The organism is Paenibacillus thermotolerans (assembly GCF_028745515.1).
GTDB lineage: Bacteria > Bacillota > Bacilli > Paenibacillales > YIM-B00363 > Paenibacillus_AE > Paenibacillus_AE thermotolerans.
The window spans coordinates 1-13,247 of sequence record NZ_JAQZSG010000040.1 but is presented as its reverse complement, the minus strand read 5'-3'; the positions used below and the strand labels follow the sequence as shown (position 1 = coordinate 13,247).

Annotated in this window: 13 protein-coding genes; 9 read left to right on the top strand and 4 right to left on the bottom strand. The window is 53.2% G+C overall.

Annotation, left to right across the window (positions count from 1 at the left end; translation table 11 throughout):
* The first annotated feature begins 40 nt into the window (after window positions 1-40).
* Together PT964_RS22825 and PT964_RS22820 are read left to right on the top strand one after the other, a co-directional pair.
* Window positions 41-2,242, top strand: a complete 2,202-nt coding sequence (locus PT964_RS22825; protein ID WP_274365672.1) for a HelD family protein — start codon at window positions 41-43, stop codon at window positions 2,240-2,242.
* Between the two features lie 66 nt (window positions 2,243-2,308).
* Window positions 2,309-2,548: a glutaredoxin family protein gene (locus PT964_RS22820; RefSeq protein ID WP_274365671.1), complete on the top strand. Its 240-nt coding sequence runs from the start codon at window positions 2,309-2,311 to the stop codon at window positions 2,546-2,548.
* A gap of 39 nt (window positions 2,549-2,587) precedes the next feature.
* Here PT964_RS22820 and PT964_RS22815 read toward each other — a convergent pair whose 3' ends face one another.
* Entirely contained in the window at window positions 2,588-2,926 is a 339-nt protein-coding gene (locus tag PT964_RS22815) for a L,D-transpeptidase (protein ID WP_274365670.1), read from the bottom strand.
* A gap of 185 nt (window positions 2,927-3,111) precedes the next feature.
* Between PT964_RS22815 and PT964_RS22810 the strand changes: the two genes are divergently transcribed.
* The 6 genes from PT964_RS22810 to PT964_RS22785 all read left to right on the top strand — a co-directional run bounded on the left by PT964_RS22810 (window position 3,112) and on the right by PT964_RS22785 (window position 10,982).
* Complete coding sequence (locus tag PT964_RS22810) at window positions 3,112-5,193, top strand: methyl-accepting chemotaxis protein (protein ID WP_274365669.1); 2,082 nt, start codon at window positions 3,112-3,114, stop codon at window positions 5,191-5,193.
* Window positions 5,194-5,330: 137 nt separating this feature from the next.
* Window positions 5,331-5,699 carry a zinc ribbon domain-containing protein gene (locus PT964_RS22805; protein WP_274365668.1) on the top strand — a complete coding sequence of 123 codons (369 nt, stop codon included), beginning with the start codon at window positions 5,331-5,333 and terminating at the stop codon, window positions 5,697-5,699.
* A gap of 925 nt (window positions 5,700-6,624) precedes the next feature.
* On the top strand, window positions 6,625-8,541 hold the full coding sequence (gene abc-f, locus PT964_RS22800) for a ribosomal protection-like ABC-F family protein (protein ID WP_274365667.1): 1,917 nt from the start codon (window positions 6,625-6,627) through the stop codon (window positions 8,539-8,541).
* Window positions 8,542-8,646: 105 nt separating this feature from the next.
* Entirely contained in the window at window positions 8,647-9,495 is an 849-nt protein-coding gene (locus PT964_RS22795; RefSeq protein WP_274365666.1) for an SPFH domain-containing protein, read from the top strand.
* A gap of 15 nt (window positions 9,496-9,510) precedes the next feature.
* Entirely contained in the window at window positions 9,511-9,714 is a 204-nt protein-coding gene (locus PT964_RS22790) for a type II toxin-antitoxin system antitoxin (protein ID WP_274365665.1), read from the top strand.
* Between the two features lie 2 nt (window positions 9,715-9,716).
* On the top strand, window positions 9,717-10,982 hold the full coding sequence (locus PT964_RS22785) for an aminopeptidase (RefSeq protein WP_274365664.1): 1,266 nt from the start codon (window positions 9,717-9,719) through the stop codon (window positions 10,980-10,982).
* A 142-nt stretch (window positions 10,983-11,124) separates the two neighbouring features.
* Here the strand turns inward: PT964_RS22785 and PT964_RS22780 are convergent, their stop codons facing one another.
* The gene (locus PT964_RS22780; protein ID WP_274365663.1) at window positions 11,125-11,622 is read right to left on the bottom strand and encodes a GNAT family N-acetyltransferase; all 498 of its coding nucleotides are present in this window, start codon (window positions 11,620-11,622) and stop codon (window positions 11,125-11,127) included.
* A gap of 49 nt (window positions 11,623-11,671) precedes the next feature.
* Window positions 11,672-12,043: a hypothetical protein gene (locus PT964_RS22775; RefSeq protein WP_274365662.1), complete on the bottom strand. Its 372-nt coding sequence runs from the start codon at window positions 12,041-12,043 to the stop codon at window positions 11,672-11,674.
* A gap of 187 nt (window positions 12,044-12,230) precedes the next feature.
* On the opposite strand from PT964_RS22775, the gene PT964_RS22770 reads away from it, so the two are divergent.
* Window positions 12,231-12,545: a hypothetical protein gene (locus tag PT964_RS22770; protein WP_274365661.1), complete on the top strand. Its 315-nt coding sequence runs from the start codon at window positions 12,231-12,233 to the stop codon at window positions 12,543-12,545.
* 137 nt (window positions 12,546-12,682) lie between these two features.
* Here the strand turns inward: PT964_RS22770 and PT964_RS22765 are convergent, their stop codons facing one another.
* Window positions 12,683-13,036 carry a VOC family protein gene (locus tag PT964_RS22765; RefSeq protein ID WP_274365660.1) on the bottom strand — a complete coding sequence of 118 codons (354 nt, stop codon included), beginning with the start codon at window positions 13,034-13,036 and terminating at the stop codon, window positions 12,683-12,685.
* Between the last annotated feature and the right edge of the window lie 211 nt (window positions 13,037-13,247).

The following is a 13,247-nucleotide window of genomic DNA, read 5'->3' as shown; positions in this document are numbered from 1 at the left end:
GGGTTTTTCCATGTATGCTTAACATTGGGAGGGAAGCGCTTTGGACTACGAAGCTGAGCTAGGCCTTGAACGGCGGCAGCTGTCCGATGTCAGAAAACATATCGAGCGGCAGCTGCGCGCAAGCGGAGCCGAGATTAAGCTGACGGACGACTTCACGGAGATGGCGATCAACGCTATGCGGTCGAAGGAGGTGGAGCAGCTTCGAAGGTCGCGTTCCCGCCCTTATTTCGCCAAGCTGGATTTTCAGGAGCAAGGCCAGCCGTACCCCGAACAGGCGTACATCGGAAGGTTCGGCCTCTATGAACGGGAGACGATGAATCCGATCGTGCTCGATTGGCGTTCGCCGATGGCCGGGCTGTACTACGAGCATAGCTTCAAAGATGTGCCCGTTCAAATCAAACACGGGTTGGATCTTCGCTTCGATATTGAGCGGAAGCGGCAGTTCGAGATGGAAGATGACGAGATCTCCCGGTTTTTCGATATGACATCCGCCTCCGGCACGAACCGGCTTCTGCTGGAAAGACTGGAGCAGCGCGGAGAGCAGAAGCTGCGCGACATCGTCGAGACGATTCAAGCGGAGCAGAACGCGGTGCTTCGCGCCGACGCCCGCCAAGCATTGATCGTACAAGGGGCGGCCGGCAGCGGAAAAACGACGATCGCCTTGCACCGTCTCGCATTCCTTGCGTATTCGTACAGGGAGCGCGGAACGTTCGACAATTTCCTCATTATCGCGCCGAACCGTTTATTTATAGACTATATATCGGACGTGCTCCCCGATCTCGGGATCGAAGGCGTCGTGCAAACGACGTGGGAGGACTGCCTGATTCCTTTCATCCCATTGCCGAAGCAAGTGAAATTTTTCGACAACGCGGCCAAAACCGCGCTATTTTTAGAGCATCGCGACAGCCAAGGAGGAGAAGGGGCTTCGGCTCATTCCGCCCAAACGATTCTCCACGCCTCCAAGCTGCGGGGAACGATGGCGATGAAGAAGCTGCTGGACCGGTATATCGAGAAGCGAGTGGAGCAAATCGTGCCGGAGGCCGATTTGGCGCTCAGCAAAGCGCATAAATTGACGCATGAGGAAATTCGCCGCAAATTTAACGAGGACTTCAAGCATTATCCTTATATGCAGCGCCGCAAACGACTGCTTGCCGTGCTGAAGCAATGGACGGAGGATTGCTTGAAGGAAGCGGTTTTCACGTTGGAGTCTCGCGTGAAGCAAGGCCAGTATACGGCAACGCAGCAGCGGGTCGCCGAGGTGACGGAGCAGTACCGCCGCAAATACCAAGAGTACGCCGAGAAGCTGAAAGGTGTGGAAATTGCGGCATTTTATCGAAACATCATGTCCAAGCCGAGCAATATCGCGCTGCTCATAAAGTATGCCGGAGGAGAATACGCACAATATAATGCTGAGGAAATCGCCGCCTATTTCGCCGATCTGAAGGCTTCAAAGCCGAGGGAGCTGGAGTGGGACGATATAGCGCCTCTGTTTTACTTGGCATACAAGTTTTACGGGCTCGGCAAAACGCGCGCCTACAGCCATATCATTGTGGACGAGGCGCAGGATTTCGCGCCGTTTCAGCTGTTTGCCCTGCGCCATTTGTCAAGCGGAGGCTCTATGACGATTCTCGGCGATTTGGCGCAATCGATCTACCCGTACCGCGGCCTTACGAATTGGGACGATTTGCGGGAGGGCGTATTCGAAACGGCGGTTTCGGTGGAACGGCTGAAGAAAAGCTACCGCTCTACTGTGGAAATTATGACGGCGGCGAACGGAGTGCTGTCGCATTGGAACAACCCGCACGTCACGCTGGCGGAGCCGGTGCTCAGACACGGAGAAGAGCCGATGCTTGCGCGTTTCGCTTCGGAGGGCGATGCGATCTCCGGGCTAGCCGCGGCGATTCGCGAGCTGCAGGAAGCCGGAATGCCGAATATCGCCGTCATCGACAAAACCGTCGGACGATGCCGAGAGGTGCATAAGCAGCTGAGTAAGGCGGGCGTGGAGGCTCGCCTCATTGCAGGCAGGGATACGAAGTACGAGGGCGGAGTGAGCGTCGTTCCGATTTACTTGAGCAAAGGCATGGAATTCGACACGGTCATCCTGATCAATCCGTCGGCCCGGCTTTATGACGCCGGTCGTCCCGAAGACGTAAAGCTGCTTTATGTAGCGATGACGCGAGCCCTGCACCGGTTATATGTATATTATTGGGATGGGCTTAGCCCGCTGCTGGAGCAAATTTAGGGTTGTTTTTTAGAACAATTCTAATTAAAATATAATTATAATAAATAAGAGACAGGAGTGGGACGAATGGCGCAAGCGATCGTATATACAAGTACGACGTGCACGTACTGCAAACAATTGAAAGGCTACTTGACCGAGAACAACATCTCCTTCGAGGAGCGCAATGTCGACGAGAACGAAGCTTATTTCGAAGAGCTGCAAGAGATGAACATGATGTCGCTGCCGGTTACGGTCATCGGCGACTATAAGATACTCGGGATGAATACGACTCGTATTCAGAAGGCTTTGGCCTCGCTCGACGCTTAAGAAGACAGAGAAGAGAACGCCGCTTGATGCGGCGTTTTTTTATGGGCGTATTTGGACGGGGGTGCCGATCGGAACGAGCTTCGCCAGCTCCACGACATCGCGGTTGTACATGCGGATGCAGCCGTGGGAAACCCTCTTCCCGATCGAGGAAGGGTCGTTCGTTCCGTGAATTCCGTAGTGAGGCTTGGAAAGCCCGAGCCAATAGCTGCCGTACGGCCCCCCGGGGTTCGGCGCTTTGTTCCGAATCGTAAAGCTCCCGTGCGGAGTGGCGGCTGCCAGCGTGCCGATCCCGACGGGATATGTTTTTCTCACCGTATTTCCCTCAAGCAAATGCAGCTTCCGGTCCGATAAATCGACGATAATGCGGTATTTCGGCATGCGCTCTCCTCCAATCCCTTCATATATCAATGTATGAGCTGCTTCGGCGAAAGGGGTGGGTTGCGAACAAAATTGAAGCGCGCGAAATATGTCGCATCATATCGAATTAGGTCGAAGGATTTAGCCGATTTAGGAAGAATTGAGTAGGTGACAGAAAGCTGAACACAAACAGGGGGTCAGGCAGCATGAAAAAAGGGATTGCCGTATTGCGGTCGGTCTTTCGATTGAAAAGTGTAAGGGCGAAGACGTTGATGATTATTATTCCGGTAGTAGCCTGCATATTAATAGCGCTTCAAGGGCTCGCTTTCAGCAGCGCAAGAGAGATCATCGTCGAACAGACGGAGGTCGGCATGAAGCGGCTGCTCGGAGAGATGAACTACGAAATCGAAGAGCATTTGAAGGAGCACGATCAGACCGTCGACAGCTTTGGAGCCGTCCTGCAAGGGAAGGCGGAGCAATTTACGATGGATGAGTATAAACAAATGATGTCGAAGCTCATTGAATCGAACGGCGATACTTACGGATTGGGCATCTTTTTTGAGCCGAACCGGTATCGTCCCGGTCAAAAATACGCCTCGCTCTATGTATACAAAGACAAAGGGGCGATCAAGGCTACGGAAGAGTACAACGATCCGAGCTACGACTATCCGAATCAATCGTGGTACACCATGCTGGAGAAAGGCAAGGTGAGCATGGCCCATTCGGAAGCTTATTACGATCCGGTCACGAAGGAAACAATGGTTACGACGGCAGTGCCGATCTTTGACGCGGGCCATAACTTTATCGCGGTCGTTACCGCTGATTTGAACTTATCCACGGTTCAGGAGATCGTTACCGGGTCCGAGGTCGGCGAAACCGGCTGGGCCATGATGACGGATGAAAAAGGATTATATCTCGCCGTACCCGAGCAAGAGAAGGTAATGAAGTCTTACATAACCGAGGACTCCAACGCCTCGCTCGCCGCTTTAGGCAAGCTTGTGACGTCCGAACCGGAAGGAGCCTCATCTTTTGAAGATTCGCAAGGGTTGAACAACGTATTTTACGAACGGGTCGCAACGACAAACTGGGTGCTGATGGCCGTCATTCCCGATAAGGAATTGGGCGCGCCTTTGATACGGCTTATGCAGAGGACAACGATGATGGGCGGCATTGGAATCGTACTGCTTATTGTAGTCGTATTCTTATATAGCCGATATATTGTCGGACGCGTGCGGCGTGTCAACGTGCTGGCGGAGTACATGGCTAAAGGCGATTTCACGCATACGATTCAGATGAAAGGCGAAGACGAGTTTGCGGTGATGGCCCGTCACTTTAATTATGCCGTTTCGATGGTCAAGGGGACGCTTGAGAAGGTTTCCGAGCTTACGCAGCATGCCGCTTCCGCATCGAGGGAGCTTTCGGCGGGAGCCGACGAGACGCGCAACGCTTCCCAATTCGTCGCGGAAACGGTTCAAGAGGTGTCCTCCGGCGCCGCGACTCAGCTGAACGGCGCGGAGGAAGCGGCCAGAGCGATGAACGAGATGGCGGAAGGCATCGGGCGGATTGCGGAGTCGTCATCGGCGGCGGCGGATGCGTCCGCGGAGATCGCCGTCAAGTCCGGGTTGGGGAACGAAGCGATCGCACAAGTATTCGAGCAGATGGATGCGATTCAAGATTCCGTCGGAGAAGCCGGAATCGTAATTCGCAGGCTGAATGGCCGTTCCCAGGAAATCGGCAAAATTATTAGCGCGATTACCGAGATCAGCAAGCAAACGGATTTGCTTGCGCTGAACGCCGCCATCGAAGCCGCGCGGGCGGGCGAGCACGGACGGGGCTTTGCGGTAGTCGCGGGCGAAGTGAAGAAGCTGGCGGAGCAGACGAACGCGTCCGCGAAGCAAGTGGCCGATATTATCGGCTGGATATTGGAGGATGCCGAGGAAGCGGAGAGAAGGATGCAGTCCGGAACGGCCGAGGTCGTCAAAGGCACGTCCATTGTGCACAGCGCGGGGGAAACGTTCGGGCAAATTATTGCCGGCGTGAAATCGATCAGCGAGCAGGTGCAGGAAATTTCTGCGGCGACGGAGCAAATGTCCGCCGGCACCGAGGAGGTTACGGCAACGGTGGATCAGCTTCGCAATATTGCGGCAGGCACGGACGCAAACGCGCAGAACGTGGCTTCGACGGCTCAGGAGCAGATGGCGGCGATGGAAGAGTTTACGGCTGCGGTGGAATCGCTCGGCTCTATGGTGGAGGAGCTGGAGAAGCTGATCGGCAAGTTTACGCTATAGGAATTGCTTGGTGCGCGGGGCGGAGGTAATCCGTTTCCCGCGTTTTTTTTGTGTGGGCCGTGATTGCGGGGAACGAATCGTACGGTCCGTCCGTCCATACAAATATAGGTAGTATGAAGTGACGGGGGGATGCGGCGGTGTGGTTATTATTGATCTTTATGTTTATATTCCTCATTCTGCTCTATTGGATCATCCGATGGGCGATCGACGATTCGGAGTCGACGAAGCGGCTCATGGAGCTGGAGAATAAGCTGAACGCATTACTTAGGCGGGTTGAAGGCGGCGCGGCAAAGGCGGATGCGGTGCCGGGGCCAGCGCTGGGGCAGGCGGGACAGATGGGACAGGTGGGACAGATGGGACAGGTAGGTCCAGGACTGGGGCCGGTCCAGCCCGGAGGGCCCGGACCTTTCGCCGGCGAGCCTTGCCCCGGATGCGGTGAAAAGGTCGCGGAATCCGACAAATATTGCCCTTCCTGCGGCTTGCTGCTCTATGACGAACCGGAGTGAAACGATAATGCCGTGTGGCGGGGCAGCTTGGTGCAGCGGAATAAAGTTCCGTTCGAGGCGGTCGGTCATGCGGCGCGGCGCAGTACAACGGAACAAAGTTCCGTCCGAAGTAGCTAGTTTGGCGGAATTCGAGGCTGCAGCGGAATAAAACTCCGTTCGAGGGGGTCGGTCATGCGGCGCGGCGGAGTGCAACGGAACAAAGTTCCGTTGGAAGTAGCATGTTTGGCGGGGTGAGGGTTGCAGCGGAATAAAGTTCCGTTCGAGGGGGTCGGTCATGCGGCGCGGCAGAGTGAAACGGAACAAAGTTCCGTTCGAGGTAACTAGTTTGGCGGTGTGCGGGGCTGCAGCGGAATAAAGTTCCGTTCGAGGCGGTCGGTCATGCGTTGCGGCGGAGTGCAACGGAACAAAGTTCCGTTCGGGGTAGCTAGTTTGGCGGTGCGCAGGTTGCAGCGGAAGAAAAGTTTCGTTGCACGGGCAGGAAGCCGGCCTGCGGCATATAATGTATTGCAAGCGGCCTTTTCCATGTGATATATTGGAAAAGGTTTTACAATCTGACGAACGATAAGGAGGTGTCAAAATGTTGCAAGTTTCCGCGCGTAGCTATGGATCCCAAACTTGGGTGCGTAACGCTACGATTGTATTCCGTACGGCCGGTAACGGGATCAGTGTGTCCCAAATCGGAGACTGCAACATTTTGACCCTTTAAGAGTGTTCCGTCACAAGCGGCATCAGTTTGCCGCCGAACAGACGGATCGATTCGCTATAGGCTGAATGAACTCAAGCCGCGGGTGAAAGGTTGCATCCTTTGCCTGCGGCTTTTTTGCGTTCGCGAATATCCATATATTTCAAATAAATAAGAAATGAGTGAATATAAATGTTGTTGTGTGCGGCTGATAACATAAGCAAAATGTGGGGCGGAACGCCCGTGTTTCGAGATATATCGCTGGAAATCCACGAAGGGGACCGGATCGGCATGGTCGGGCCGAACGGCTGCGGCAAAACGACGGTGCTGAAGCTGCTCGCCGGCTTGGAGCCGCCGGATGCGGGAGCGATCCATTACAAGAAAGGGAGCAACGTATCGCTGCTGGCGCAAATTCCGGACTTCGGCCCGAAAGCTGCGGTGAACGAAGTGCTGCTGGAAGCGTTCGAGGAGCTGCTGCGGATGAAGGAGCGGATGGCGCAGCTGGAGCGCGACATGGCAAGCGATGCCGACGCGAAATCGATGGAGAAGGCGTTGAAGGAATACGGCAGCCTGCAGGACGCCTTCGAGGCGAAAGGCGGCTACGAGATGGACGCGAGTCTTGCCCGGGTAGCCGACGGACTCGGGATCGCAAGCCTGCTCAATCAGACGTTCGCTTCTCTTAGCGGAGGCGAGCGGACGAAGGTGTGCTTAGGCCGGATATTGCTGCTCGGACCGGACCTGCTGCTGCTCGACGAGCCGACGAACCATCTCGACCTGCACGCGGTGGAGTGGCTGGAGAATTACCTCCAGGATTACAAAGGCAGCGTTCTGATCGTGTCGCACGACCGCTTTTTCCTGGACCGCGTCGCGAACAAAATTTACGACCTCGAAGGAGGCGCCGTCGATGTTTATCACGGCAATTATTCCTACTTCGTAGAAGAAAAGGAGCGCCGCTTGCTGGCGGAATTTACGGCGTACCAGGAGCAGCAGAAAAAGATCAAGAAGATGGAGGAAGCGATCAAACGGCTTCGCATATGGGCGGCACAAGCCGACAACCCGAAGATGTTCAAGCGGGCGGCGGCCATGCAGAAGGCACTGGACCGAATCGAGAGGCTGGATAAACCGGTCATCGAGCGCAAAAAGATGGGACTGACATTCGAGACGGGCGACCGGAGCGGGAAGGACGTCGTCGTGATGGAAGGCGTCGGCAAATCGTTCGGCGGCTGTGAAGTGCAAGATCCCGGTGAATGCAGCGAACATGGCGAAACCGGCAAACAAGGCGAACGAAAGCGGTTGTACACGAACATCGATCTGCTGGTGCGATACCGGGAATCCGTAGCGATCGTCGGCGAGAACGGCAGCGGCAAATCGACGCTGCTTCGCATGATTACGGAAGGCCTGCCGCCCGATACAGGCACGGTGAAGATAGGCAGCAACGTGAAAATCGGTTATTTGGCGCAGCACGATCTGTTTCCGGACGGCGAACGGACGATCATCGACGAGTTCCGCGACAAAGTGATGGTCGAAGAAGGGGAGGCGCGCCACCTCCTGGCTAAATTTTTGTTCTACGGAGCCTCCGTCTTCCGCAAAGTGAAAGCCCTAAGCGGCGGCGAGCGAATGCGGCTGAAGCTGGCCCAGCTCATGCATCAGGACATGAACGTGCTGGTGCTTGACGAGCCGACGAACCATCTCGATATCGACGCTCGCGAGGCGCTGGAGGATACGCTGAAGGAATTCCCGGGGACCGTCATATGCGTTTCGCACGACCGGTATTTCCTGAACAAGCTGTTTCCTGTAACGTATTGGCTCGAAGGCGGCCGGCTGACTCGCTATGAAGGCAATTATAACGATGCCAAAAGGAAGCGCGAAGAGCAGATGACCCGGACGAATGCAGGAGCGAAGAGAGACGAAGCCGTGGGACGCAAACCAATGCGGGAAGAGGCCGGGCGCATGAAGGATGCGGTGCAGGTGCCGGCCAAGCCGGTCAAGTCGCCGGAACGGCTCGAAGCGGACATTGCGGCGTTGGAGCGGAAAATCGCCGTTCTCGACGAGGCGATGCTGCTGGAGCGGGACACCGCGAAGCTGACGGCGATGCATGCCGAAAGAAGCTTGCTGGATGCGGAGCGGGAGCTGCTGTATGAGCGGCTGGATAAAATATAGAAAAAAGGGCTGGGGATTTGGTTCAAATCCTCAGCTCTTTTGTTTACATATGGTGGAAATAGTGATATCATTTAAGTATCACATAGAAATCAGGAGGAGATCGGAATGAAAGAGTACGGCGCTTGGAAGCTAAACGGCTATCTTGCGATCCTGATCGTATTGATTCTTGCAGCGGCGGGAGTGTTTGTGATCGCGTCGTTGCCGGGGCTGGAGCCCGTCGGCATGATCGCCATAGTAATCGCCTTCATCATGATATCGTCCATTACGGTAATCCAGCCGAATCAAGCCGCGGTATTAACGTTCTTCGGGCAATATAAAGGTACGGTGCGCGACGACGGTTTGTGGATGGTCGTTCCTTTTTCCGTCCGCAAGAAAGTTTCGCTTCGCGTCCGCAACTTCAACAGCTCGCAGCTGAAGGTCAACGACGTGGAAGGGAATCCGGTGGAAATAGCGGCGGTGATCGTTTTTAAAGTAATCGATACGGCTAAGGCGACGTTCGACGTCGACAAATACGAGCAGTTTGTCGAGATTCAGAGCGAGACGGCGCTCCGCCATGTAGCCAGCAAATACCCGTACGACAATTTCAACGACGAAGGCTATTCTTTACGCGGCAATTCGGACGAAGTATCCGCGGAACTCGCTCGGGAGCTGCAAACCCGTCTTGCCGTAGCCGGCGTCGACGTTCTGGAAGCGCGGCTTACGCATCTGGCTTATTCCACGGAAATTGCAGGAGCGATGCTGCAGCGCCAGCAAGCATCCGCCATCGTAGCGGCCAGACAGCAAATTGTCGAAGGCGCGGTCGGCATGGTGAAGATGGCGATCGATCAGCTCGAGAAGGAGAGCGGGATCGTGCTGGACCACGAGCGCAAGGCTGCCATGGCAAACAATTTGATGGTGGCGATCGTATCCGACCGCTCCGCCAGCCCCATCATCAACGCCGGAAGTCTATACTAGGAAGCAGGCGTGACAATGCCTGGAAAAAAGCAATACCCGTTGCGCATTGACGCTGCCATATACGATGCATTGGAGCGGTGGGCGGCCGACGAATTCCGAAGCGTGAACGCGCATATCGAATACGTGCTGCGGGAGGCGCTGCTGCGCGCCGGGCGTCTGCCCGGCGCACCACGCCCCCAAAAGCGGCGCGATGATCAAGATCATAATGAGGAGAGATAACGTTGCCGGTACATGAGAAGTATTTGGACCAATACGCGGAGCTTATCGTCAAGGTGGGTGCGAACGTGCAGCCCGGCCAGCCGGTGTTGATCGGCGCCGGCTCGGAGATGTTTACCGCTTCCGTCGAAGCGGCCGATTTCATTCGGCGCATCGTTCAACAAGCCTACAAGGCGGGTGCGAGCTACGTCGACGTTAATTGGTTCGATCCGGAAATCGGACGTCTGACGATGGAGCATGCCAAGCTGGAGGAGCTTACCGCTTATCCGAAATGGAAGGTGGATTGGTTCGAGAACACAGCCTCGAAAGGCGCAGCATATATTCAGCCGTTTTGCCCGAATATGGACTTGTATGCGGGGATCGACGCCGAGCGGGTGAACGCGGTGAAGAGGGCGGAATCGCTCGCTACGATTGAATTTCGAAGAAGCAATATTTCTACGATGAAGCAAAACTGGGTCATTGCGGCGATCCCTACGAAAGCATGGGCGTCCCGCATGTTCCCGGAGCTTCCCGACGAACGTGCGCTGGAGGAGCTGTGGAGTTTGGTGCTGCGCATCGCCCGAGCGGACGGAGACGATCCGGTTGGAACGTGGAGGCTTCACCTGGAGCAGCTGCGGAAGCGGCAGGATTACATGAATAAGATGCGGTTCCGCAAGCTGAAGTACGCCAGCAAAACATGCGATCTGGAGCTGGAGCTGCCGGAGAAGCACGTTTGGATCAGCGGCGCGAATACGGTCAACGGACAAGGATTGCCGTTCGTGCCGAACATTCCGACGGAGGAAGTGTTTACGAGCCCTTTGAAGGGAAGCGTCAACGGCACGGTGCGGAGTACGCTGCCGCTGAACTATAACGGCTCGCTGATCGAAGGCATACAGATGCGCTTCGAGAACGGCAAAATCGTGGAAGCGTCCGCAACGGCGGGGGAAGAAGCGCTGCTCGGTTTATTGGATACGGACGAGGGCGGAAGGTTTCTGGGCGAGATCGCGCTTGTGCCGTCCGATTCCCCGCTGGCTCGCATGGGCAAAGTGTTTTACAATACGCTGTTCGACGAGAACGCCTCGTGCCACTTGGCTTTCGGCAACGGATTCCCGTTCTGTCTTGAGGGCGGCGGCGCGATGTCGAGGGAAGAGCTTGCGGGACATGGCGTCAATTTCAGCGCAACCCATGTCGATTTTATGATCGGCTCCGAAGATTTGGACATTGACGGCGTCACCGCGGAAGGGGAGACCGTCCCGATTTTCCGTGCCGGACGTTGGGCAAATGAAGTTTAAGAAGAGGAAGGCGCGGGACCGTTATGCCGGCCCGCGCCTTTTTCTTTGGTTCTGTTAAGGTTCGTTGTTGATTTTCAATTATAACAAACAGAACCTTATGTGTTGGTAGGTTAATGCTTGGTTATTGAACTAACGTTATCCGTTAGCTTAGCGATTTTAGATATAAATTGTATGGAGGAATCTTTTTCGGATTCCCTTGTGAATCGAAACCGTGATGGTCAATTACTTTTGTTTTTATAAAGTTACAAAAACCCCAAGCATTATACATTTGGACTAATTGTTTCTCTGCTTGCTCTACACCAATTGTTACTTCATTGAATCCTTTTTCTAATATCCTGTGCAGGACTTTCTTCATTAAGCGACTTCCTATACCTTTTCCCTGATAATCAGGGTGAACCCTGTATGAAAATAAATACGCTCTATTAATCCCGTTTGCCTCGTCCTTATCTTCTGATATCCAAATCAAATGCAATTCTCCAATGAGCATATTCTTATATTCTGCTACCCATATTTCTTGTACATCATGTTCGATTCTGTTCATGAAAATATCTTTTGTTGTTGAAGGTTTATTCCAGGACCAATGTAATCGATCAAAATCCTCAATACTACCTTGCCGACACAAAACAGTTGAGGTATCCACTGTTTCACCTCTCCTTACCTTGAGCTCTTGTCCCCGTTTAGTTGTGTCGCTACCTAGCTTGAAAAAGATTCTTCATTTCTTCAGGCACTCTAATAACGTCTTGGATCTTATAAGAGTCCTTAACTTTGACTAAATCGAGTAGCAACATTTCTCCGGTCTCGAACTGGATGAAGCCGTAGTTCCTCGTTTCAGAACCCGCCGTGACCAATCGCGACAATTCCCCGAGTTCTTCTTCTGATATTGCGCCTTTTCTCGACTCAGTAAAATAAGAATCCACCAATTCAATGTCTTTATTTCCGATCGCTTGCTTTAGCAACCACGCAGTGTTCTCCGGCGTGTCGGCTTTGAGGTTGTTGTTTGAGCACGCAGATATCGCAAGGACACTGATTGCACAAAATAATAGAGATATCACTCGATTCAATATTATTCTCCTCCAAACGGTTCATCTCTTCATCTCAAGCCCTATAAGTTAAGACGCTCATCAAATCGGTAAAGTTCCGTCATCTGCACAATCCTGCCCCGTTAACGCAGCTAAAGGACAGGACTTAATTGATGCAGTCCAGGGAAATATAAGATAAGAAACATACAGAACGGAGGATAAGAACTGCATGGAGTGGAATATAAAGTCCTTACATAAACGCGAGGATGGCGGCACGGCGGCGCTGGAACTTGAAAGTGCTGACAAACAATTTGATGTTAATGCGCGATGGGATGGCTGCCTAGAGATACATGTTTTTCACGTTACAGAGGAAGGCCGAGAGTTCAAAGATACGATCCATACCTGTGATATCAATGGGCTCGTTAATGTTTTGCAGTCATTAACTAGTCAATGTAGAGAGTTCTTTGGTGCCGGTAGTTATTGGGAGACGAATGATGGGGAGCTATACGTGGATGGTTCTTCTTCAGATGATGTTAAAAAGTAAGACATCTTCATATCTACTGATAATCCCTCAAAAAGGGGTTTTTCTTTTTTTACGATTCAGGGCGGTTAAAAGAACTGAACTAACGTACTCGGTTAGTTGAACAAACCAGCGTCCCTTTGCGAGTGGTCGTTAGTGTATCAACGTTCATGAGCAAGAATGTTGATAAGCTTACCAAACGGGTCGCGGACATAGAATCGTCGAACGCCCCAAGGTTCATCAACAGGCCCATATTCTATCGGAAATCCAGCTCTCTTCATGCTTTCTAATGTAGCATCGACATCATCGACTTCAATCGATAGATCAGGCGTAGGCGTTTCTGAGCCACCCTGTGAGGCGAAACTAATTTGAATGTTCATCTCCTCGTTTAAACCATAAGTTCTGATCCAACCATGATCCATCATTAAATCAAGGCCGAGCACATCCTGGTAGAAGCATTTAGCTGCCGTGATATCCTTCGTATTTATATTGGCGACGATTCGTTTGACCTTCATTTCAAACCTCCCAGACATAAGCAGATTGTCCTTCAATATAGAATACATTCGACATATAACAGTTAATTCTTCTTTGATATTAACACAAAGCCCCGTTTAGTATTTGCGGATTATCCTTTTAATGATTTACCCACCAACGTACCAAATATCGCGCCTGCCATAGGCGCCTGTAACTGCTAAACTAAAGTGGACAGAAAATGCTAGATAAGAA

Coding starts and splice junctions, on each gene's coding strand:
- PT964_RS22820 (WP_274365671.1), top strand. CDS start 2,309: ATGGCGCAAGCGATCGTATATACAAGTACGACGTGCACGTACTGCAAA.
- PT964_RS22815 (WP_274365670.1), bottom strand. CDS start 2,926: ATGCCGAAATACCGCATTATCGTCGATTTATCGGACCGGAAGCTGCAT.
- PT964_RS22810 (WP_274365669.1), top strand. CDS start 3,112: ATGAAAAAAGGGATTGCCGTATTGCGGTCGGTCTTTCGATTGAAAAGT.
- PT964_RS22795 (WP_274365666.1), top strand. CDS start 8,647: ATGAAAGAGTACGGCGCTTGGAAGCTAAACGGCTATCTTGCGATCCTG.
- PT964_RS22790 (WP_274365665.1), top strand. CDS start 9,511: ATGCCTGGAAAAAAGCAATACCCGTTGCGCATTGACGCTGCCATATAC.
- PT964_RS22770 (WP_274365661.1), top strand. CDS start 12,231: ATGGAGTGGAATATAAAGTCCTTACATAAACGCGAGGATGGCGGCACG.
- PT964_RS22765 (WP_274365660.1), bottom strand. CDS start 13,036: ATGAAGGTCAAACGAATCGTCGCCAATATAAATACGAAGGATATCACG.